The organism is Phenylobacterium sp. 58.2.17, from assembly GCF_026411515.1.
Taxonomy (GTDB): Bacteria; Pseudomonadota; Alphaproteobacteria; order Caulobacterales; family Caulobacteraceae; genus Phenylobacterium.
The window spans coordinates 262658-281736 of sequence record NZ_JAPMTQ010000001.1 but is presented as its reverse complement, the minus strand read 5'-3'; the positions used below and the strand labels follow the sequence as shown (position 1 = coordinate 281736).

The following is a 19079-nucleotide window of genomic DNA, read 5'->3' as shown; positions in this document are numbered from 1 at the left end:
AAGCTCCTAGAAGGGAATTTCGGCTTCGAGGTCAGCGCTCCGCTGCGCCCTGAGAACGGATTGCAAGGCCGCGTTCAAAGTTGTGAGCTTGTCGCGGTGCGGAAGGTGCGAGCGCTCGCAGGTGTCGCGGCCGGACTGGGCGGCGGCGAAGCCGTCGAACCAGAGCAGACAGTCAGCGACGATTGCTTGGAACTCCTCGGCGTTCTCCGAGAAGACGTTCAGCAGACGTGTGTGGGCCTGGAGATCGAACAGTTCGTCACGCGCCCGGTCGGCACGAGCGTCGGCATCCATCACGTCGCGATGGGCCTGTTCACGGCCACGACTCCAGCCGAGGGCGTACCCCACGCCGGACATATCCTCTACCGGCGCCATCACGACGAACCGCGAACCTGGATGGGCTCGCTTTAGCCGATCGGCCTCAGCAACCGCCCCGAGGAACGTCTGGTGGACGAATGTCGGCATGCCATGCGCCGGGTTCCAGACGAGGAAGCCTGTCGATCCGGTCACTGGACGCTCCCTCCAAGGGCTTGGGGTTGGACAGCATCGGTGCTGCTCAGGCCCGCTCGCTGCTGAGCGACGAGGGTTTGGGCCTCAACGATCAGGCTGAAGGCCCGCCGCGGCTCGGTGCTCAGGGCGACGCCGCTGGCCTCGCCGAGCAGGGCTTCGACCCGCTCAAGGGATTGCTGAAGGCTGCTCATGCGACGGCTCGCAGAGCAGTGGTCCGCAGCCGGCGCCGCTGGACCGTCGTGGTGACTTCGAAGAGGTCGAGGCCGGGGAAGTCGTTGCGCTTCCGGTTGACCCAGATGCGGCCCGTCTTCTCGTCGCCGAAGGTGCGAATGACCTTCCCGGCGGCCGTCACGGCCTCGTAGTCGGTGCGATGGGATTGCATTTCGGGTGTCCGGTCAGCCGAGGCCGAGGGCGTCGAGGCCGGCGCCCATCCACCAGACGATCTGGTGCAGGCCGGCGGCGATGATCAGGAGGGTGATGAGCTGCTTCCACCCGCCGCGGACGGTCCAGACCAGGAAGGCCATGGCCTCGTCAGCGAGGGTGCGCTCGGGGGCGGGGAGGGCCATCACGCAGCGGCCCCCGTCATCAGCAGCAGGGACAGCATGACCGCCGCTTGGCAGGCGTCCTCGTAGCTGTCGGTCCAGCCCGCGATCTCGTCGGGCTCCCAGGCGCCGGTTTCGCCGTCGAGCCGAACGTAGGTCTCGCGGCGGGTCCAGAGCATGTACTCGTCGGAGTAGGCGACCTCGACGGCGAGGGCGTCCTCCGCCGTTACGATCCAGAAGTTCCGGTCGCGCGGGAAAGGCTTCGACAGCGGCGAGCCGTTGACGACGTGGAGCTTGCCGTTCCAGTCCTGCAGCGGCGGACGGCGCTCATCGAGGGCGTAGGCCAGGACCATTACGCAGCCTCCTGAACCGACTGGACCAGCAGCCCAGCCAGAGCCGCGAGCGCGTCGCGGACGAACCCGCTGGCGACCACGTCTTCCGAGGGGATGCTCAGCAGTTCGATCTGGGCCCGGCCGATGGCGTCGGGGCAGACCGGCGCCGAATGGTCCGCGAGGTCACGGTCGTAGTGGCCGCGGACGCGCTGGGCGGTGTGGCCGTAACCGTGCTCACCCAGGTCGGCGAGGGCGAACAGCAGCTTGCGGCGGAGCGCGATCTCGGGGCGCTGGTTCTTCGCGTAGGCGGCCTTGGCGGCCAGCAGACGCTCGGCCTCGGAGCGCTCACGCGGCGGCGTCAGCGGGGCGGAGCCCGAGAAGCTGGTCCCACGACGGCGGGCACGCTCGGTGAAGAAATAGTGGACGTTCGCAGCGTCCTTGCGGGCCTCGGTTTCGAGGAACGGCGCGAGCTTCTGAAGCTCGGCCTGGTCGGTAATCGTGAAGCTGGTGGACAAGGTGTGTCTCCCCGTTCGATGAGGAGAGAAAAGCATAAATGCGGCGATGTGGTCAACGCATAAATGCGGCCATCACCGCAAACATTCTGCACACGCATCCTTGCGTGCCTGTTCGAACCGCTGGATGTTCTGGTGGTGTTCTCGATTCGAGAGCAGCGAGAGGCCAAGCGGTCGAAACGCTTGACCTCTCCTGAAGCCGGATTGGACGGCTCCCGTCTGCTAAGACGCTCAGACCATAGAGGGCGTCGCGGAAGCGCACAATCTGACTTCAGGCGGCCCGATGAACCGGTCGGATTAACGGCAGCGGCGCGGGTTGCGAGGCAACTGTGGGAACCGGCCTAGCCCGAGGGGAGTCCGAAAGGTGGAGCCCCGGCCGGCAGCGAACGCTTCGCTGAAACTCGCCACCATCTTCATCCCCAGCGTTGGGTGGTGAAGGCCTGCAAGCGGCGGCTGGCTCCGAGGGTCAGAAGTCCCCAGGCTGGGCCTCCCGGGTTCGCTTCGGCGGATGCGGGAGTAGTCCTATGCCTGCTGCACAGCAGCTTCACCAAGGGTCAGCAGGGACTAGCTGCTAAACCGTCGCAGTTGTGTGACGACAAACCCAGCAATCCGAACGGTCGTTTCGTCGTCATCTTCGCCGCCACTGATAACTAGCGGCTCGCGGTAAGCGGGATTGGTCGATCGCGGCCACAATTCCAGTCGACCATCATTGAATGCTACCTGCTTAATGCTGACCTCGATCTCGTGGCCACCAAACCGGATGCGCTCGGCTTCGACAACATCTCCTGGGCGGGGCTGGTACCCGCTGTCGATCACGTCAACAACGTGGACGAGGTCGCCCTCCATAATTGGGCCCGGGTTGTCGAGCGCGTTCATGGAGTCGCCCACCACCTCCGAAAGCCATTGCTTGGCCTTGGGAAATCGCGGGTCGGGGCTCGCTGGGTAACGCTTAGGCTCGACCTGGCCGACGTCATCCACCTGAAGCCATGCTCCTGCCTGGACGCGCCGCCGGATGGGCAGGCCGCTAGGTGAGCGAGGTGTGGGCGCAGACTGCGCGGCCTCTTCCACTACGGATGGGGGTGAGACCCCAGCGACGCTGGCTAGCTTTGCAAGGGTTCTGCTGGACGTCACGAACTCGTAGTCGGGCTTTACGGCCCGCTGGACTGTGGAGGGCGCAACGCCGGCCTTCTTTGCCCATGCCGCGTGTGAGAGGCCGAGTGCGGCGGCGGTCTCGTTCAGCCAGCGGCGGATGATTTCAGCAGGTTCCATGACGGCCGCATCTTTGCGGCACAGCCTCAGGGTATGGGAGCCGCATGAATGCGGTTGCAAGAGAAGCATTAATGCGGCACTCTTGCGTTCATGTCCGACCTCATCATCGAATTTGAGCGCGATTGCGCTGCTGCAGGCATCGCGCCGACAGCAGCCCTAAAGGCTGCAAGCGTGCACCCGTCGCTTTGGTGGAAGTGGCGCTCGGGACGAGTGTCGCCGACCCTGAAGAGCTTCGAGGCTGCCCGGGGCAAGCTCCGCGAGATGGCCGCCAACGCCACCCCCGAAGGTCGGGCGGCGTGAGCATGGGGACCGCTGAGCTTGCGCAAATCAGCCTCGTTGCCTGCCATGCAGTGTTGGCCTTGGGTTATGGCGCGGCCGCTCTCGTAGCCTACCGCTCCAGCGATCTCGGATATGCCGCTGCGTTTGGAGCGGTGTCGGCGCTCAGCGTGACGACGAGCGTCGCGGAGTACTTGGCTCACTTCTCCGGCTCGCTGCTTCCATCGGGAGCGGCCTGACCCATGCTCGGGGGCACGACCTTTTCCAGAACGACGAGCGTCACTCTCCCCCGAGTGCTCGTCCAGGCGCCGGCCGTTCCTCCCAGCGGCCGGCGCCACCCCCATTCAGCTTCGGCCATGTCACGCCTTGTGGCCGGGGAAGGGGGCGGCAGGACCTCCCAGGGTTTGACACCTCGCCGCCTCCACCAAATCGCCCGCCAGCCCGGACGCAACCACGCTCCAGCGATCGGCCATGCGCTCCCAGCCCGCCGCGCGCTCCGGGTTCCTCCGAGCGTCGTCTCGGTATCGGCCCGCCATGACAGCAGCCGCGATCAGCGCCGTCGTCAGGGTCTCCATGGGCCGCTCCTCATGGCCGGGAACATCTGCGGTCGCGCTTCCCCCGTCACCCGGAATTGCAGCCAGGACTTCCGCCCATGAACCGCCGTCAGCACGCGCGTCTGGCGCGCCAACTCATTGAAGCGTGTGGGGGCCTGGTCGAGGCCTCGGGCGCCTGCCGGGTCGGCAAGTCCCAGCTGGGCGAATGCCAGAACCCCCACGGCGATTCATACCTGCCGGCCGACGTGATCTTCGATCTCGAAGCCTATTGCGGGAAGCCGATCTACTCGCGCGCCCTGTTCGAAGCTCGGCCTGAAGTGGTCCAGGCGAAGAACCTGATCGACGAGGCCTGCGGCGCCGCTGAGGCCGCGATGAAGCTGCAGGCCACCGTCCGCCTTGCCGCGTCCGACGGCGATCTGACTCCCAACGAGATCGAGACCATCGCCCGCGTGCACCGTGAGGCTGAGGAAGAGGTCCGCGACGTCGGCCACCTGATCAACCGTCACACCGGCTGAAACACCCGCCACCCGGCCGGGGCGGTGAAGTCCGGCCAGACGAAGAGGGCGCAATGTCCAAAGACGATCCGAAGCCGTCGCGCGTCACCGCGTTGTCGAAGGATGAGCACCGCCAGTTGCTCACCCACCACATGTCCAAGCTCCGCGGCAAAGCCGCCGAGGTCGAGGAACTGAAGGCGCCGCTCAAAGAGGCGCAGGACGAGTTCACGGCCTTGATCAACGAGGCCAAGGCCGATCTCGGCAAGGGCTATACCCGCAAGTACATGCTGACGCTGCTGGAGGACTCGACCTCCCGGCTGCGCAACCTGCTCGAAGAAGAGAACCGCCGCGCTCGGGACCGCGAGGCCCTCGGGCTCCCGGTGTTCGGTGTGCAAGCCGATCTCTTCGGCGACGGCGTCGCGGCCATGCCGGACGAGGCCCGAGACGAGGTCCACTACGAGGCCGAAGGCTACATGCGCGGCCGCGCCGGCTTGCTCGATGTCATCCCCGAAGGCACACCGCCAAGGTTCCACCAGTCGGTCCAGCGCGGCTACGAGAAGGGCCAGCAGGCGACGCAGGAGGACTTCCTCGCGGGCCAGGAACTCCGTCAGAAGCGCTCGACCCCGGACGCCGATGCGGAGCCGGTGAACCTCAACGCCGACGAGCCTGACGAGCAGGAGATCGTCGACGACAAGATCCGGAAGCTCAAGCGCTCCGGGTTCATGAACACCGGCGCCGACGCCGACCAGCCGGCCGCCGCCTGATGCGTACGCCGGCCACGCGCATTCCTCGCAAGCCCGCGAAGGAGATCAGCCTCCACATGTCCGTGGCGGCGTTCATCCGTCGCGCGTGGCCGGCGCACCTTCCCTGGAGCCACTTTCCCGCTGGCGAGAAGCGGGACCCCAAGACCGGTCGCAAGCTGAAGGCCATGGGCCTAGCTGCCGGCTGGTCGGACTTCATCTTCGTCATGCCCAACGGGCAGGTCGCGTTTCTGGAGCTCAAGACCTCCTCCGGTGCGCTCTCCGAAGATCAGGTGGCGTTCCGCCAGCGCGTCACCGCGCTCGGCTGCGGGTACGCCGTCTGCCGCACCATCGAAGAGGTCGAAGAAACCCTGACGCGCTGGCTCCGGGCCTATGGCCTGACGATGACGGCGCGCATCCTGCGGAGGGCCGCATGAGCGCCACCAAAGAGAACGTAGCCGCCTGGACCCCGGAGAGGATCGCGGCCGCTACCCAACGCTGGAGAGAAGGCTGGTCCGCCACGCAGATTTCCAAGGAACTCGGTGGAGTGTCCAGGAACGCGGTGATGGGCAAGATCCACCGTCTTGGCCTGAGCGCCCGGGACCAGCCGAGCGATCCCGCGCAGCGTCATCCAAAGGCGAACCCGCTCACTCCGCGACCGAAGCCGAAGCGCCAGAAGTCGCAGCTCTGCGTGGCGGCCTTGGCTCCCAAGGAGCGGATCGAGATCGCTCGCGCCTGGAACCCCCTTCCTGGCTCGACCCCGCGGCCGTGGGAGGATCGTGGTCGGGGATGCAAGTGGCCGATCGATGTGCCCGGGGCCGAGGTCATGCACGCCTGCTGTGAGCCCAAGGATGGCGGCCATCCCAACTACTGCCGGCCGCACCGCGCGCTTTCGATCTCGCGAGCCCAGGCCAACGCCAAAATGGGCAGCGCTTACGTCCGCTCCCTTCGGAAGTTCGCGGCATGAGCCGGATCGCCGCCAACCCCTACGCCCGCGGCTTCCGCGTCGAGGACCATATCGACCGTGGGCGCACGAAGGACCATCGCCGGGCCCGTGACGCCGAGCTTGAGGCTCGGGCCCGCGAGTCTATCCAGGCCGTCCTGGCCGGCTGCGAGGACAGCCTGCGCGAAGATCTGTCCTTGGAACTGATCGACGCCGCCGCCGAGGCTGCTGGTCGGATCCATGATCCCGAGACGTTGCAGGCACGCCTGGGCCGGGTCGCCCATGTGCGCGGCGCCGAGATCAAGGGCGGCCGCCTGGGAGCCAAGGCTGCCGCTGACGCCCGCTGGGCCAAGGTGGCCCGATGAGCCTCCTGCAGGTCCCTCAGGCCGGAAAGTACGCCGTGATCTACGCCGATCCCGCCTGGCACCATGCCTCGCGCTCGGCCAAGGGGCAGACGTCTCGCTCGCCTTCGGCGAAGTATGCCACGATGCCGCTTGCGGACATCTGCGCCTTGCCGGTCGCCCAGGTGGCGGCGCGGGACGCGCACCTGTTTCTCTGGACGACCGGGCCGCACCTTCAGCAGGCCTTCGCGGTCATGTCCGCCTGGGGGTTCAAGTACTCCAGCATCGGCTTCCTCTGGGCGAAGCTGAACCCTGGCGCAGCCTCGTCCATGTTCGTGACCGATGCCGATTGGCACGTCGGCATGGGCTACACGACCCGCAAGAACACCGAGATCTGCCTCCTGGGCCGCCGTGGTAAGCCGGTGCGCAAGTCCAAGGCGGTTCGCGAACTGATCGTGGCCGCCCGCCGGCAGCACAGCCGAAAGCCTGACCAGGCTCGCGAGCGGATCGAAGCCTATGCGGACGGCCCATACCTCGAGATGTTCAGCCGCGAGAGCGCTCCTGGCTGGGACGCCTGGGGCCTTGAGGTCGGCAAGTTCGATGAGGTGGCGGCATGAACACGGCCACCGCCCGCAAACCGGACCTGCCAGTGAACCACGACGCCGAGCAGGCCTTGCTTGGCGCGATCCTCTACGACAATGCCGCCCACGGACTCCTGGGCGGCATGCTCAAACCCGAGCACTTCGCCGAGCCGTTCCATCAGCGCTTGTTCGCGGCGATCGAGGTGGAGATCGTCAAAGGCCACCGCGCCGAGCCGATCCTGCTGGCCGACCGCTTCAAGGGCGACGGCGACTTCGAGCAGTTGGGCGGCACGGGCTACCTCGCCGATCTGGTCGATCAGGCCCCGCCGTCATCCATGGCGCCAGAGTACGCTCGCAGCGTCTTCGACAATGCCTTGAGGCGCGAACTCATCCACGTCTGCGAGGACGGCCTGAAGCGGGCCCGCGAGGACCACGACGTCGCGGCCTTCGAGGTTGCCGTCGGGCTTCGCTCGGAGATCGAACAGGTCGAGCGCTCGGCGGCTCCTGGCGATGCGTCCATGATCGACGCGCCTCAGGCGGCGGAAAACGCGATTGCCAAGATGCGCGAGGCTGCGGCCCATGGCCGGCCCCGTGGCCTGATGACCGGCCTGCGGTGCATCGACCGCCGCTGCAACGGCCTGAAGCCTGAGGCCCTGATCGTCATCGGCGGCCGGCCGGGCATGTCCAAGACCGGCCTGGCCCGGGCGATCGTGCACGGCGCCGCGGTCCGCAACCCTGAGCACCGCTTCCTCTTCCTCGGGATCGAGATGGGCCCCGAGGAGATGATGCAGCGGGAGCTTTCGGCCCTGACCTATGAGGCCGGCAACGGGGAGGGCGTGGAGTACCGCGCCATGGCTTCCGGTTCGCTCACGCCCATGGACTTCATGAACATCGACGATGCCTTCCGGCGCGTCCCGGCCAACCTAACCCTGGACGACTGTGCGGCGCTCTCGATCGAGGACGTCGAGCGCAAGGTCTGGGCCCTCAGCCGGCGCGGGAAGATCGGCGCCATCGTCATCGACTACCTGCAGCTCATGCGCCGGCCCAAGGCCAACGGACGGAATGAGGCCAGCGTCCTGGGCGAGATCACCATGCGCCTCAAGCAGCTCGCCCGCCGCTTCAAGATCACGATCATCCTGCTCTCGCAGCTGTCCCGCCAGGTTGAGACCCGCGACGACAAACGGCCGACCCTGGCCGACCTGAGAGAGTCCGGCAGTATCGAGCAGGACGCCGACGTCGTGCTCTTCCCCTTCCGCGAGTTCTACTACCTCCAGAAGGCCGAGCCGCCGGCCACGCAGCGCGAGAAGCACCTCGATTGGGAAATGCGCTGCAGCGACACCCGCCGGCGCCTGGACGTGATCTGCGGCAAGCAGCGGGCCGGCCCCGAGGGCACCGACCGCCAGAGCTACCACGCCGAGTTCGACTTCATCACAGACGGGGAGGACGACCGTTGAGCACCCACCCCTACATCCCCCTTTACGTCGACGACTACGACGCCGCCACGGCCCACCTGAGTGTGGAGGAGGACGGCGCCTATGGCCGCCTCATGCGCCTCTGCTGGCGCACGCCCGGGTGCTCGCTGCCGAACGATCCGGCCTGGATCGCCCGCAAGATCCGGCTGTCGTCTGAGGACTTCGCGAGGGTCGCCCAGCCGGTCCTCGACGAGTTCTTCAAGCTGTCGCGGGGGCGCCTCGTGCAGAAGCGACTTCGCGAGGAATACGATGACATCTCGCGGAAGAAATCGGCGCGCAAACAAGCCGGGAAAAAGGGCGGCGAGGCCAAGGCGCTGAAAACAAAGGAAAACGATCCTAGCAATGCTAGCGATTTGCCAGCAGACACGCGCGCGTTTCCAAACCCAGAACCAGAACCAGTAAGAGAAGAACCCCCTAAGCCCCCCACGGGGGGCAGCGAAGGGTTGTTCGGTGACGAGCCGGAGCCAGCCAAACGAGCCCGCCGCAAAGCTGCGACACCGATCCCGGCCGACTTCCCCACGGCCTCAGCCATCGTCGATGAGCAGCAGAAAGCCCGACTTGCCGGCGCCAACGTCGATGCCGCCTACCAGGCCGAGCGTTTCCGCAACTGGGCGCTGGGCAAGGACGCCCGCTATGCCGACTGGCCGGCGACGTGGCGCAACTGGATGGCCCGGGCGGTCAACGATGCGCCCAAATCCCTTAGCACTGCGCCGGCCCCCGCCGCCGCTGTCGACCCCCGAACCGTCTGGAAGCGCCGGATCGAGGAGTACCGCAAGAACGCCTACTGGAACCGCCTCGAGTGGGGCCCGGCGCCCGGAAAGCCCGGCTGCACGCTGCCCGCCGAGATCCTGATGGCAAACGGCTACATGCCGGCTCCGGCTGAAGGGAGGGCGGCGTGACCAAGCCCACCCCGCAACAGGTGATTCAGTCCGGCCTGAATCGCACCGCGACCGGCAAGGAACTGGAGGCGGCTCAACTGGTGTTCGAGGCGGAGGTCTACCGGGGCGACCCGGCGCGCCTGGCCCGCGCCACAGAGGCCGCTCACGCCGCGCTGCAGAACCACCTCGATGCCATCGCGTCGAACCTCGCCGTTGCCCGCCGTTCATTGGGGATCTGACCTTGAGCACCGTCACCAAGACCGAAACCCCCGAAGAGACCCGCCGCCGGATCAGCGAGGAGAAGCGCCGGCGCCTGCTGGACGCGAACCGTAGGGCGGCCGCGCTCGACGAGCCGATGCGCGATCCCGAGTACGTCCTGAAGATCGCCAAGGCCGAGACGCGCCTCCATGACGCTCAGGTCGAGCTCGATGATCTGCGGGCCGGCGACCCCAAGAAGAACCGCAAGGCCATCAAGCGGGCGGAGAACAAGCTCCGCGGCCTGGCCGACGATCTGGCCAACATCCAGTCGGTGGAACTCGCCGCCTATGCGCTGATGGGGGAAGCCCGTGAGCCGATCCTGAGGGCCATGCAGCGGGGCGAGACGATCCAGGCCAAGGTGGCCGAGACCGCGGAAATCGCCCGGGACGAGCACGGCGCCCGGATCATCAATCGCGGCGGCCCGGAGCGCGGTCTGCCGGCGCTGGTCTACAGCCGGGGGCTACGCGCCAGGAACCTCACCGGCCTCGAGCATGCCCTCTGGTCCGGCTACCTGGGCGACGGCCCTGACGCCGAGCGCCGCGCTGCCACTGGCCGGCACTACGGCGAGTGCTTCGAGATCGTCATGGGAATGACCTCCAGCCGCGGGGAGGGGGGCGGCGGATTCGGGCCGAAGGGGCCCCAGCCCCGTATCATCGAAGCCGGCCAGGACTACGCCGACTTCTGCAAGGGCCTCTCCGAGCGCCAGAAAGCCGCCCTCGACCACGTATGCGGAAAGAGCATGCGGGTCAGCCAGGCAGCGGCCGCGATGCGCTCTGACGCCCGGACGGTTAGACGCCTGCTGGTGTCAGGGCTGGATGATGCTGGGCGGTCGCTTGTGGCGGAGCGCGCGAGGCGGGCCGAGAGATTGGACGTTGCGGCCTAGTGCACGATGGTTGTGGTGCCGTCCAAGCTGACTACCGATCTGGCCAACGAAGGCCGAGGTCAGGCGGTTGAACGCCAGAGCTGTAGAGGACCGCCCATCCGTGATCGTGGATCCCTTCGGCTTCAACCCAAGTTCCAGGGAGCGCATGAGCGTGTTCCCCGGCCTCTGGCGACAGCAAAAGGATCGTGCGCTCAAAGTTCTCGTCGCGCGTGAAGAGCGCGAGGTTTGGGGAGACCTTTCCCTCAAGCCGCGCACGGGCAAGCGAGATTGAAAACAGCGCCTCCTGTAGCGGGTGGACATCTGAGGCGAAGGGGACTGTGCATTGCATCCAGGTCATGCCGGAAGATCAGCACCAACGGCGGAGCTTGGCAATCACTCCATCGGCGGCAGCCCATATGCCAAGGCCGCGCACGCCAGCTGAATGTACCGCGGAACCCGCGTCCGCCGCTCTAACCGTCCATAGGTATCGATCGACACGCCCAGGCGCTCAGCAGCGTCGCGGACCTTGAGCCGCATACGCAACCGCCATGCCCTGAGAGCCGAACCAGTCATGGTGTGAGAGTACGTTATTTTGCGGTCAAAAGACGGGAAAACACCGCATATTGCGGTTTTCGCGAAAAACTGGCTCACAATCGAGTTGCGAGCCGACCAATTTTCGCAATCCTAAAGCGCAGATTGATTTGGTGCGCCTGAGGGGCGGCCAGAGCATCCGACCACCCCAAGCTTGCGGGTCCACCCGCCACTCAGATCGGCCTCGCCGATCTCTCCGGACTTGCCCGGAGAGCCCTATGAGCAGGGGCTCATCATGAAGCTCAGTCGCTACTTCTTCGTCAGCCTCTTCACCATCGTGGCCAGTGCGGTCTCGTTCGTCTTCAACGCCGCGGCGGCTGTCATCAGCCGAGCGATGGAGATCGCGTTCCCGACTCCGGAGGCCGAGGTTCGGCGCCAACTCGATGTCCACGACGTCGAGCGCGTGACCTACAGCGATGGCAAGGCTAGGCGGGCCTCGTTCGTCGCCCGCTTGATCGCCCGCACGACCGACCACACCCAAGCCGGTGCTGTCGGGCTGTGTCCGGCGGCCTGACCAGGATCGAAGAGCACCCATCACGCCCCGGGCTTCGGCTCGGGGCGTTCCGTTTCCAGCCGCACCCCACCAGGGCGCCTTGACCGGCCGCGGCGACCAATCGCGCCCAGAGCAGACCATCACCCGCAGAAAGGCAGTCTCCGCCCCCGTCATAGGGAGGGCTCGGCTAGCCCTCACCCTGAGGCCTGGCTCTGAGGCGCGAGACCGAACCCACTCTCGTCCCGTGACTAGGGAGGGACGAGCGGCAAGCGGACGTGGCGCACCGTGCAGTCGATATTGAAGCTCGCCACGGCGTCGCGGCGGGGAATGGGCGCGTCCCGCCCGCCGCTCGCCGGCCCCGAACATCTGAGGAACCTATGAGCGAGACGACCGCGCCAGCGGGTAAGCGCCGGCCCAAGGACGACGACCTCGAACAGGTCCTCTACTCGATCGCATCCGGCGCATCGCTTAAGGCGACCTGTGAAGAGATGGGGCTCGATACCCCGTCGACGCACCGCTGGCTCGAAACCGACGACGATCGCCGCCAAAGCTACGCGCGTGCGCGCGAGATGCGTGCCGAGGTGTTCCAGGAGCAGGCCCTTGAGGTCGGCCTGGCCGCGGCGACCGGCGGTGAGATCCAAGTGGGCAGCGAGAAGCGCAAGGTGGATGCGAGCGGCGCGCGTGTGCTGCTGGACGCCATCAAGTGGGCTGCTGCCCGTATGGCGCCGAAAACGGCGCCCGTGACCCGCCTGGACGTGACCAGCAGGGCGCGTCAGATGACCGACGAAGAGATCGCCGCCGAGCTCGCGATGTACGAAGCCCGGGGCCAAGACCAAGACGACGCCTAAGCCGTGACTGCGCTGTTCCGGATCAAGAACGGGACGGCGCTCACCCGGCCTGAGGCTGAGGCCTACCTCGACCTTCTCCGAGAACAGCACCGGCGCCGGGAAGCCCGACGAGTTGAGACCGAGCGCGAGGCGATCCTAGCCAAGTGCGAGACCCTCCACGGGTTCATCGAAGAGTTCTGGTACATCCTGGAGCCGGCGCGGAAGTTCGCCAGCGGGTGGGCCATCCGAGCCATGTGCGACCACCTGGAGGCGGTCACCTACGGCTGGATACTGCGGCTGCTGATCACCGTCCCGCCTGGGATGATGAAGTCGCTCCTGCTGGTGTTCTGGTCGGCCTGGGAGTGGGGGCCGAAGGGCATGCCCCACATCCAGAACCTGGCCACGTCCTTCAGCCAGCCGAACGTGCTGCGGGACAACGCCAAGCTCCGCCGGCTGATCGAGAGCGAGAAGTTTCAGGCGCTTTGGGGCGAGAAGACCCAGCTGCGCCACGACCAGAACGCCAAGGGGAAGTTCGAGAACGTCTCGAACGGCTTCAGTGAGGCCAGGCCCTTTAGCGCCATGACAGGGGGCCGCGGCGACCGCGTGAAGGTCGACGACCCTCACAGCGTGGATAGCGCGGAATCGGACGCCGAGCGCGAGAGCGCGGTGACCACCTTCCGCGAGGGCATCACCGACCGCCTGAACGACGTGCAGACGTCGGCCATCGTCATCATCATGCAGCGCCTTCACTCGAAGGACGTCGCGGGTACGGTCCTCGACCTCGATCTTGGCTTCGTTCACCTGAACCTGCCGATGGAGTTCGAACCCGACCGGCGCTGTACCACGGTGCTCCGGCCGGCCAACGACGGCAATCCGGCCATCATCTTCACCGACCCTCGGACCGAAGACGGTGAACTGCTCTTCCCCGAGCGCTTCCCGGCCGCCGAGATCGCCAAGCTCAAGAAGGCCAAAGGCGCTTACGCCTGGGCCGGCCAGTACCAGCAGCGCCCGGCGCCGCGCGAGGGCGGCATCTTCCAACGGGATTGGTTCAAGCCAATCTCGGCGATGCCGGCCGGACGGAAGCGGCACGTACGGGCCTGGGACATTGGCGCAACCGAGGGCGGGGGCGACCCCAGCGCTGGCGTCCGCTGCACCAGCATCGGGACCGGCGACGACGCGATCTACGTCTTCACCGACTCCCGCACGGGCCAGTGGAGCCCGGGCAAGTTCGAGGCGGAGATGAAGCTCACCGCCGCCCAGGACACCCAGGAGGTCACGATCCGGCTTCCACAGGACCCGGGCGCGGCCGGCAAGGGCTATGTACTCACCCTGGTCAACAAGCTGCATGGCTATGCCGTGAAGCACGAGCGGCCGACCGGCTCCAAGGTCACCCGGGCAACGGCGCTGGCGACCCAGGCCGAGGCCGGCAACGTCTACATCCTGACCACGGGCGACCCAGTGCGCGACGCCTGGATCGAGGGCTTTCTCGATGAGGTCGAAGTGTTCCCCGCCGGCGCCCATGACGACCAGGTCGACGCCGCGGCCGACGCCTTCAACGAACTCGCTCTAGCGGTGGACGACAGCTTGAACCTGAACAACCTGTGAGGCGCAGATGGGCGTAGTGACATTCGTCCGTGACGGCCTCGCGAGCCTGGTCTCGGGTCTCGGGACTGAGCGGGACAAGGCGGCCACCACCTACTACGCCGAGCCCACCATCTCCGAAAAGCAGTTGGTCAACGCCTACCGTGGCTCCTGGATGGCGCGGAAGATCGTCGACATCCCGGCACTGGACAGCTGCCGCGCATGGCGCGCCTGGCAGGCGAAAGGCCCGCAGATCGAAGCCATCGAGGCCGAAGAGAAGCGCCTCAACGTCAAGGGCAAGGTGCTCGACGCCCGCCGCAAGGCACGCCTGTTCGGCGGCGCCGCCGTCTACATGGACTTCGGTGATGATGCGTCGAAGCCCCTCGATATCGAGAAGGTCAAGAAGGGCGGCATTCGCTTCCTGACCGTGCTCACCCGCCGCCAGCTGGTGGCTGGTGACATCGACACCGACCCGCTCTCGGAGTTCTACAACCGGCCGAAGGAATACAGCCTTGCCTCGGGATCGACCGGACAGGTGCGGATCCACCCCAGCAGGCTGACGATCTTCTACGGCGCCGAGCTGCCCGACCGCGATTACGCCACCGGCTCGGTTTTCGCCTGGGCGGACAGCGTCCTAGTCCCGGTCATGGACGCCGTGAAGCAGGCCGAGTCCGCCGCGGCGAACATCGCCAGCCTGATCTTCGAGGCCAACGTCGACGTCATCGCCATGAACGGGCTGATGGAGAAGGTCGGCAATCCTGCAGAAGAGGAGAAGATCCTCCGCCGCTACGGCCTGGCCGCCCAGGCCAAGGGCGTCAACAAGATGCTGCTGATCGACGGCAACGAGAAGTACGAGCGCAAGACCGTCTCCTTCGCGACCTTGCCGGACCTGTTGGATCGCTACGGCCAGAACGCCGCGGGCGCCGCTGACATTCCGATGACGCGCTTCATGAGCCAGGCGCCGGCCGGCATGAATGCGACGGGGGAGTCCGATCTCCGCAACTACTACGACCGCATCTCGGCAGGGCAGCAGCTTGAGATGGAGCCGGCGATGTCCGGTCTCGACGAGTGTCTGATCCGCTCGGCCACGGGCGCCCGAGACCCGGCGATCCACTACGACTGGAATCCGCTTTGGCAGCTCGGCGAAAAGGAAAAGGCCGACATCTTCAAGACCAAGGCCGACGCCGCCCGCACGATCGCGGGCAAGGGCGGCATGGAGCCGGCGCTGATGCCGATCGAGGCGCTGTCCGACGCCCTGGTCAACGAACTGGTCGAGGACGGCGCGCTGGCTGGCCTGGAGGCTGCCGTCGAGGAGTACGGCAGGCTCTCGGAGCAGGAAGAGGATGAGGCCGATCTGGTGGCCGCCACAGGTGGCGCCGGTGAGGTGGAAAAGGTGCAGGCGAACGACGCCGCGCCGCGCACCCTCTACGTCAGCCGCAAGCTGGTGAACGCCGACGAGTTCATCGCCTGGGCCAAGAGCCAGGGTTTCGCCACCACGACTCCCGCCGACGAACTGCATGTCACGGTCACCTACAGCCGAACGCCCGTCGACTGGATGAAGATGGGCGAGAACTGGTCGAGCGATCAGAACGGCAACCTGACGATCGAGCCGGGCGGTGCGCGTCTGGTCGAACCGCTGGGAGACAAGGGCGCGGTCGTCCTGCTGTTCACGTCATCCGCACTTTCGTGGCGCAACCATTCGATGCGTGAGGCGGGGGCCTCCTGGGACTACCCGGAGTACCAGCCTCACGTCACCATCACCTACGCCGGGTCCGACGTGGACCTGACCAAGGTGGAACCGTATCGCGGCCGGCTCGTGTTTGGGCCGGAAGTCTTTGCTGAGATTGACGAGGATTGGGCCTCGAGGATCACCGAAGACGGAGGTGGGCGAGCTGCCGTCCGCCCTTTTGACGCTCGCAGGCGCAAGCACGGCGGGCACCTGGGGCCTCGAAAGGGCTTCGACCCGAACCAACCTCGCGGAGGAAATGGTCGGTGGATACCGACCGGCCGCCGGATCGAAAACGCGTTGGGGAAGGCCGGCTCGAATGACATCGAGCACGTGATGCTGGGGGCCGTGCGCCGTCCGGCTGCCGCTTCGGCGGTGTTGGGCGTCGACGTCCGGGGCTACAAGCACGCCGCCAGCAATCAGGCGATGCGCCATGCGCTCAAGCAGCACGGCGATGCCAAGGCCGAAACTGCGCGGGGTCAGAAGGGGCTCACCGAAGACGATTTCGGCAGGCTGCCGCAAATTGTCCGGTCAGGCGCCTATCACCCGGCTGAACAGCGCAAATTTGGACCGCGACGGGTGGAGATCCACGCGACCGTTGGCCCAGACAAGTACGTCTACGTCGCCGAAGCCCGGCCGAAGCAACGCCGGCTCGACATGGTGACTATGTGGAAGCGATGATGGGAAGGGCGCCGCCCTGCTCTGATGCCCTGCCGAAGCAGTCCCCGAGCTAACGTCCGAAACAACGGGCGGCTGTCGAAAACATAAGCCCGAAGGCGCTCAAATGCAATTCACCGACGCAGTCGCGGTCGCGGGAACGCGGCGGCGCGATGACGGCTACCTGGTCGCGGACGCACGGATCGCCCGCACTGGTGTTCAAACCTACCTGGGGCGCGAAGTCGGCAAGCCCGATCGTGCTTTGGTTCGGGTCTATCGGCCCGGGTCGGAGGTCTTCTCCGCGGATACGCTGGCGAGCGCTGCGCATCGCCCGGTGACCAACGACCACCCGGCCGAAATGGTCACATCGGCTAACTGGAAGCAGCACGCCGTCGGGCAGACCAGCGATGAAGTGGCCGGCGAGGGCATCTTCATCCGCGTCCCGCTCATGGTCAGCGACGAGGCGGCGATCAAGGACATCGAGGCAGGCAAGCGCGAGCTGTCGGCCGGCTACACATGCGATCTGGACTTCACCGCGGGGACGACCCCGAGCGGCGAGGCCTACGACGCCGTCCAGAAGAACATCCGCCTCAACCACGTCGCGATCGTCGCGCGGGGCCGGGCGGGTCACGAGGTCCGCATCGGCGACGGTGCGGCGCATTGGGGCGCCAGCCCCGTCCCCACAGCAGACAGGAAGGACCCGGACATGCCGGACACTCTGCGCAACGTGGTGGTCGACGGCCTTTCTGTCTCCACGACGGATCAGGGCGCCGCCGCCATCGAGAAACTGACCAAGGACCGTGACGAGGCCCGCCGGGCCAAGTCCGACGCCGACACCGCCCATAACGCGGCCCTCGCGTCCAAGGATGAGGAGATCGGCAAGCTGAAGGCCGACCTCAAGACCGCCCAGGACGCCGCCAACATCGACGTTTCCAAGCTGGTCGCTGACCGTGTGGCGCTCGAAGGCCAGGTGAAAGCCATCGACAGCGCCATCGACCCCAAGGGCAAGACCGACGCCGATCTGCGCAAAGCCGCCGTCGCCTCCAAGCTCGGCGACGAGATGGTGGCCGACGCCTCTGAGGCCGAAGTCATCGGCATGTTCAAGGCCCTCTCGAAGGACACCAAGAACGACAGCGTCCGCGACGCCCTGCGTAGCCAGGACCACGCCAACGTTAACGATGCCTGGGGCGACGGCGTCTTCGCCGCTGCCGGCGTCTCGAAGAAGGGGGCCTAAGCGATGGCTCAGCTCAACGAAACCCGCGGGACCGCCAACTTCCTGGTTTCCGAGGCGAACGGCATGTACCGCAGCCGCGACGTCGGCACCGTCGTGGGCGGTTCGGCTCCTGGCCTGCTGCCGGGCACCATCCTCGGCAAGCTCGACTCCGGCGGCAACTACGTCCGCTACGACCCGTCGCTGTCGACCGGCGCCGAGGACGTCTCGGGCATCCTGTTCGAAGTCGCCGTCGGCACGGTCAAGAAGACCATCGTCGTCCGCGACTGCGAGGTGAACGGCGCGCACCTGATCTACAGCGCCGGCGCCAATGACGCCGCCAAAGCCACCGCCAATGCCGCCCTCAAGGCGCTTGGCATCATCGTTCGATAAGGAGGGCTGACCCATGGCTTCCATGGACATCTTCAACTCGTCGGCCTTCTCGATGACGTCCCTGACGGGCGCGGTCGATAAGGTCGGCTACAAGCCCCAGCTGCTGGGCTCGCTGGGCATCTTCGAGCCCATGCCCGTCCGCACCCGCACGGTGTTCGTCGACCGTCGGGAAAACAAGCTGGTCCTGATCCCGTCCAGCCCGGTCGGCGCTCCGCCGAAGGAGTTGGTGGTGGACCCGCGCAACGCGGTGCCGCTCAAGACCACGCGCCTGGCGGAAGGCTTCACCATGTACGCCGAGGAGATTCAGGGCATTCGCGCCTTTGGCTCCGAAAGCGAGTTCGCCCAAGTCCAGGCCGAGTACCTGCGACGCATGGCGAAGGTCCGCGACGATATGGACCTGACCCACGAGTACCATCGCCTTGGCGCCCTGCAGGGCCTCCTGCTCGACGCCGACGGCTCCACGGTGCTGTACAACTACTTCACCGAGTTCGGCGTCACCGAGCCCTCGGCGATCGACTTCGACCTCGACAATGCCAGCCCCGCCAAGGGCGCCCTGCGCAAGAAGTGCGCCGAGGTGATCCGCGGTATGCAGCGTTCGGCCGGCGGGGCGTTCACGCCCGGTACGACCATCCACGCGCTGGCCGGCGACGCCTTCTACGACGACCTGATCAGCCACGCGGAGGTCGAGAAGACCTACCTCAACTGGCAGGCCGCCGCGGACCTGCGCACCGACCGTTCGTTCGAGGCTTTCACCTTCGGCGGGATCACCTGGCACAACTATCGGGGCACCGACGACAACTCGACCGTCGCCATCCCGACCGACCAGGCCAAGTTCTTCCCGGTCGGCGCCCGCGATGTGTTCAAGAAGGCCATGGCTCCGGCGGAGTTCGGCCCCTACGTGAACACGCTGGGCCAGGACACCTACGCGATGAACATCGTGGACCGTGACCGCCAAGCCTGGACCCGCGGCGAGCTCTACAGCTACCCGCTGTACTTCTGCCAGCGTCCGGACGTGCTCCGCAAAGCCACGAGGACCTGAT

28 protein-coding genes are annotated in these 19079 nt (G+C 66.6%); 19 read left to right on the top strand and 9 right to left on the bottom strand.

Features of this window, described 5'->3' with window-relative positions:
- Positions 1 to 6: 6 nt before the first annotated feature.
- The 7 genes from OUA97_RS01465 to OUA97_RS01435 all read right to left on the bottom strand — a co-directional run bounded on the left by OUA97_RS01465 (position 7) and on the right by OUA97_RS01435 (position 3162).
- Positions 7 to 507, bottom strand: coding sequence for a hypothetical protein (locus OUA97_RS01465; protein ID WP_267229955.1), 501 nt, complete (start codon positions 505 to 507; stop codon positions 7 to 9).
- On the bottom strand, positions 504 to 698 hold the full coding sequence (locus OUA97_RS01460; RefSeq protein ID WP_267229953.1) for a hypothetical protein: 195 nt from the start codon (positions 696 to 698) through the stop codon (positions 504 to 506). Before OUA97_RS01460 ends, OUA97_RS01465 begins: the two co-directional genes overlap by 4 nt.
- Entirely contained in the window at positions 695 to 889 is a 195-nt protein-coding gene (locus OUA97_RS01455; protein WP_267229952.1) for a hypothetical protein, read from the bottom strand. The genes OUA97_RS01460 and OUA97_RS01455 overlap by 4 nt, the downstream gene beginning before the upstream one ends.
- 13 nt (positions 890 to 902) lie before the next feature.
- Positions 903 to 1073: a hypothetical protein gene (locus OUA97_RS01450; RefSeq protein WP_267229951.1), complete on the bottom strand. Its 171-nt coding sequence runs from the start codon at positions 1071 to 1073 to the stop codon at positions 903 to 905.
- Positions 1073 to 1402, bottom strand: a complete 330-nt coding sequence (locus OUA97_RS01445; RefSeq protein ID WP_267229950.1) for a hypothetical protein — start codon at positions 1400 to 1402, stop codon at positions 1073 to 1075. The genes OUA97_RS01450 and OUA97_RS01445 overlap by 1 nt, the downstream gene beginning before the upstream one ends.
- Entirely contained in the window at positions 1402 to 1896 is a 495-nt protein-coding gene (locus tag OUA97_RS01440; RefSeq protein WP_267229949.1) for a hypothetical protein, read from the bottom strand. The genes OUA97_RS01445 and OUA97_RS01440 overlap by 1 nt, the downstream gene beginning before the upstream one ends.
- 561 nt (positions 1897 to 2457) lie before the next feature.
- Entirely contained in the window at positions 2458 to 3162 is a 705-nt protein-coding gene (locus OUA97_RS01435) for a LexA family protein (RefSeq protein WP_267229948.1), read from the bottom strand.
- 90 nt (positions 3163 to 3252) lie between these two features.
- Here OUA97_RS01435 and OUA97_RS01430 point away from each other — a divergent pair, with 90 nt between their 5' ends.
- Positions 3253 to 3462 carry a hypothetical protein gene (locus tag OUA97_RS01430; RefSeq protein WP_267229947.1) on the top strand — a complete coding sequence of 70 codons (210 nt, stop codon included), beginning with the start codon at positions 3253 to 3255 and terminating at the stop codon, positions 3460 to 3462.
- 335 nt (positions 3463 to 3797) lie between these two features.
- Here the strand turns inward: OUA97_RS01430 and OUA97_RS01425 are convergent, their stop codons facing one another.
- Positions 3798 to 4013, bottom strand: coding sequence for a hypothetical protein (locus OUA97_RS01425; RefSeq protein ID WP_267229946.1), 216 nt, complete (start codon positions 4011 to 4013; stop codon positions 3798 to 3800).
- 77 nt (positions 4014 to 4090) lie between these two features.
- Between OUA97_RS01425 and OUA97_RS01420 the strand changes: the two genes are divergently transcribed.
- The 11 genes from OUA97_RS01420 (at position 4091) to OUA97_RS01370 (ending at position 10853) form a co-directional block, all read left to right on the top strand.
- Positions 4091 to 4507, top strand: a complete 417-nt coding sequence (locus tag OUA97_RS01420; protein WP_267229945.1) for a hypothetical protein — start codon at positions 4091 to 4093, stop codon at positions 4505 to 4507.
- Positions 4508 to 4560: 53 nt separating this feature from the next.
- Entirely contained in the window at positions 4561 to 5250 is a 690-nt protein-coding gene (locus OUA97_RS01415) for a hypothetical protein (protein WP_267229944.1), read from the top strand.
- A complete protein-coding gene (locus OUA97_RS01410; protein ID WP_267229943.1) occupies positions 5250 to 5663 on the top strand; it encodes a VRR-NUC domain-containing protein in 414 nt (137 codons plus the stop codon). The genes OUA97_RS01415 and OUA97_RS01410 overlap by 1 nt, the downstream gene beginning before the upstream one ends.
- Positions 5660 to 6193, top strand: a complete 534-nt coding sequence (locus OUA97_RS01405; RefSeq protein ID WP_267229942.1) for a GcrA family cell cycle regulator — start codon at positions 5660 to 5662, stop codon at positions 6191 to 6193. The genes OUA97_RS01410 and OUA97_RS01405 overlap by 4 nt, the downstream gene beginning before the upstream one ends.
- Positions 6190 to 6534 carry a hypothetical protein gene (locus OUA97_RS01400; RefSeq protein WP_267229941.1) on the top strand — a complete coding sequence of 115 codons (345 nt, stop codon included), beginning with the start codon at positions 6190 to 6192 and terminating at the stop codon, positions 6532 to 6534. Before OUA97_RS01405 ends, OUA97_RS01400 begins: the two co-directional genes overlap by 4 nt.
- Positions 6531 to 7127, top strand: coding sequence for an MT-A70 family methyltransferase (locus OUA97_RS01395; RefSeq protein ID WP_267229940.1), 597 nt, complete (start codon positions 6531 to 6533; stop codon positions 7125 to 7127). The genes OUA97_RS01400 and OUA97_RS01395 overlap by 4 nt, the downstream gene beginning before the upstream one ends.
- Positions 7124 to 8545, top strand: a complete 1422-nt coding sequence (locus OUA97_RS01390; protein ID WP_267229939.1) for a DnaB-like helicase C-terminal domain-containing protein — start codon at positions 7124 to 7126, stop codon at positions 8543 to 8545. Before OUA97_RS01395 ends, OUA97_RS01390 begins: the two co-directional genes overlap by 4 nt.
- The gene (locus tag OUA97_RS01385) at positions 8542 to 9462 is read left to right on the top strand and encodes a YdaU family protein (RefSeq protein WP_267229938.1); all 921 of its coding nucleotides are present in this window, start codon (positions 8542 to 8544) and stop codon (positions 9460 to 9462) included. Before OUA97_RS01390 ends, OUA97_RS01385 begins: the two co-directional genes overlap by 4 nt.
- Positions 9459 to 9680, top strand: a complete 222-nt coding sequence (locus OUA97_RS01380) for a hypothetical protein (protein ID WP_267229937.1) — start codon at positions 9459 to 9461, stop codon at positions 9678 to 9680. Before OUA97_RS01385 ends, OUA97_RS01380 begins: the two co-directional genes overlap by 4 nt.
- Before the next feature lie 2 nt (positions 9681 to 9682).
- Positions 9683 to 10582, top strand: coding sequence for a hypothetical protein (locus OUA97_RS01375; RefSeq protein ID WP_267229935.1), 900 nt, complete (start codon positions 9683 to 9685; stop codon positions 10580 to 10582).
- A gap of 100 nt (positions 10583 to 10682) precedes the next feature.
- Positions 10683 to 10853 (top strand): hypothetical protein, encoded by a 171-nt coding sequence (locus OUA97_RS01370; RefSeq protein ID WP_267229934.1) that lies wholly within the window; start codon positions 10683 to 10685, stop codon positions 10851 to 10853.
- A gap of 101 nt (positions 10854 to 10954) precedes the next feature.
- On the opposite strand, the gene OUA97_RS23380 is transcribed toward OUA97_RS01370, so the two are convergent.
- The gene (locus tag OUA97_RS23380; protein ID WP_416362400.1) at positions 10955 to 11134 is read right to left on the bottom strand and encodes a helix-turn-helix domain-containing protein; all 180 of its coding nucleotides are present in this window, start codon (positions 11132 to 11134) and stop codon (positions 10955 to 10957) included.
- Positions 11135 to 11387: 253 nt separating this feature from the next.
- Here OUA97_RS23380 and OUA97_RS01365 point away from each other — a divergent pair, with 253 nt between their 5' ends.
- The 7 genes from OUA97_RS01365 (at position 11388) to OUA97_RS01335 (ending at position 19078) form a co-directional block, all read left to right on the top strand.
- Positions 11388 to 11666 carry a hypothetical protein gene (locus OUA97_RS01365; protein WP_267229933.1) on the top strand — a complete coding sequence of 93 codons (279 nt, stop codon included), beginning with the start codon at positions 11388 to 11390 and terminating at the stop codon, positions 11664 to 11666.
- A 356-nt stretch (positions 11667 to 12022) separates the two neighbouring features.
- A complete protein-coding gene (locus tag OUA97_RS01360; protein ID WP_267229931.1) occupies positions 12023 to 12493 on the top strand; it encodes a hypothetical protein in 471 nt (156 codons plus the stop codon).
- Positions 12494 to 12496: 3 nt separating this feature from the next.
- Complete coding sequence (terL, locus tag OUA97_RS01355) at positions 12497 to 14077, top strand: phage terminase large subunit (protein WP_267229930.1); 1581 nt, start codon at positions 12497 to 12499, stop codon at positions 14075 to 14077.
- Between the two features lie 7 nt (positions 14078 to 14084).
- Positions 14085 to 16460 (top strand): anti-CBASS protein Acb1 family protein, encoded by a 2376-nt coding sequence (locus OUA97_RS01350; RefSeq protein WP_267229928.1) that lies wholly within the window; start codon positions 14085 to 14087, stop codon positions 16458 to 16460.
- A 103-nt stretch (positions 16461 to 16563) separates the two neighbouring features.
- Positions 16564 to 17670: a DUF2213 domain-containing protein gene (locus OUA97_RS01345; protein ID WP_267229927.1), complete on the top strand. Its 1107-nt coding sequence runs from the start codon at positions 16564 to 16566 to the stop codon at positions 17668 to 17670.
- Between the two features lie 3 nt (positions 17671 to 17673).
- Entirely contained in the window at positions 17674 to 18039 is a 366-nt protein-coding gene (locus tag OUA97_RS01340) for a head decoration protein (RefSeq protein WP_267229926.1), read from the top strand.
- Between the two features lie 13 nt (positions 18040 to 18052).
- Positions 18053 to 19078, top strand: a complete 1026-nt coding sequence (locus OUA97_RS01335; RefSeq protein WP_267229925.1) for a major capsid protein — start codon at positions 18053 to 18055, stop codon at positions 19076 to 19078.
- Position 19079 lies beyond the last annotated feature (1 nt).

Bases quoted from the DNA above. Each gene is read 5' to 3' on its own strand.
- OUA97_RS01365 (WP_267229933.1), top strand. From the start codon at position 11,388: ATGAAGCTCAGTCGCTACTTCTTCGTCAGCCTCTTCACCATCGTGGCC.
- OUA97_RS01460 (WP_267229953.1), bottom strand. From the start codon at position 698: ATGAGCAGCCTTCAGCAATCCCTTGAGCGGGTCGAAGCCCTGCTCGGC.
- OUA97_RS01340 (WP_267229926.1), top strand. From the start codon at position 17,674: ATGGCTCAGCTCAACGAAACCCGCGGGACCGCCAACTTCCTGGTTTCC.
- OUA97_RS01455 (WP_267229952.1), bottom strand. From the start codon at position 889: ATGCAATCCCATCGCACCGACTACGAGGCCGTGACGGCCGCCGGGAAG.
- OUA97_RS01335 (WP_267229925.1), top strand. From the start codon at position 18,053: ATGGCTTCCATGGACATCTTCAACTCGTCGGCCTTCTCGATGACGTCC.
- OUA97_RS23380 (WP_416362400.1), bottom strand. From the start codon at position 11,134: ATGACTGGTTCGGCTCTCAGGGCATGGCGGTTGCGTATGCGGCTCAAG.
- OUA97_RS01430 (WP_267229947.1), top strand. From the start codon at position 3,253: ATGTCCGACCTCATCATCGAATTTGAGCGCGATTGCGCTGCTGCAGGC.
- OUA97_RS01400 (WP_267229941.1), top strand. From the start codon at position 6,190: ATGAGCCGGATCGCCGCCAACCCCTACGCCCGCGGCTTCCGCGTCGAG.
- OUA97_RS01360 (WP_267229931.1), top strand. From the start codon at position 12,023: ATGAGCGAGACGACCGCGCCAGCGGGTAAGCGCCGGCCCAAGGACGAC.
- OUA97_RS01350 (WP_267229928.1), top strand. From the start codon at position 14,085: ATGGGCGTAGTGACATTCGTCCGTGACGGCCTCGCGAGCCTGGTCTCG.
- OUA97_RS01390 (WP_267229939.1), top strand. From the start codon at position 7,124: ATGAACACGGCCACCGCCCGCAAACCGGACCTGCCAGTGAACCACGAC.
- OUA97_RS01420 (WP_267229945.1), top strand. From the start codon at position 4,091: ATGAACCGCCGTCAGCACGCGCGTCTGGCGCGCCAACTCATTGAAGCG.
- OUA97_RS01435 (WP_267229948.1), bottom strand. From the start codon at position 3,162: ATGGAACCTGCTGAAATCATCCGCCGCTGGCTGAACGAGACCGCCGCC.
- OUA97_RS01410 (WP_267229943.1), top strand. From the start codon at position 5,250: ATGCGTACGCCGGCCACGCGCATTCCTCGCAAGCCCGCGAAGGAGATC.
- OUA97_RS01405 (WP_267229942.1), top strand. From the start codon at position 5,660: ATGAGCGCCACCAAAGAGAACGTAGCCGCCTGGACCCCGGAGAGGATC.
- OUA97_RS01395 (WP_267229940.1), top strand. From the start codon at position 6,531: ATGAGCCTCCTGCAGGTCCCTCAGGCCGGAAAGTACGCCGTGATCTAC.
- OUA97_RS01425 (WP_267229946.1), bottom strand. From the start codon at position 4,013: ATGGAGACCCTGACGACGGCGCTGATCGCGGCTGCTGTCATGGCGGGC.
- OUA97_RS01415 (WP_267229944.1), top strand. From the start codon at position 4,561: ATGTCCAAAGACGATCCGAAGCCGTCGCGCGTCACCGCGTTGTCGAAG.
- OUA97_RS01445 (WP_267229950.1), bottom strand. From the start codon at position 1,402: ATGGTCCTGGCCTACGCCCTCGATGAGCGCCGTCCGCCGCTGCAGGAC.
- OUA97_RS01450 (WP_267229951.1), bottom strand. From the start codon at position 1,073: ATGGCCCTCCCCGCCCCCGAGCGCACCCTCGCTGACGAGGCCATGGCC.
- OUA97_RS01345 (WP_267229927.1), top strand. From the start codon at position 16,564: ATGCAATTCACCGACGCAGTCGCGGTCGCGGGAACGCGGCGGCGCGAT.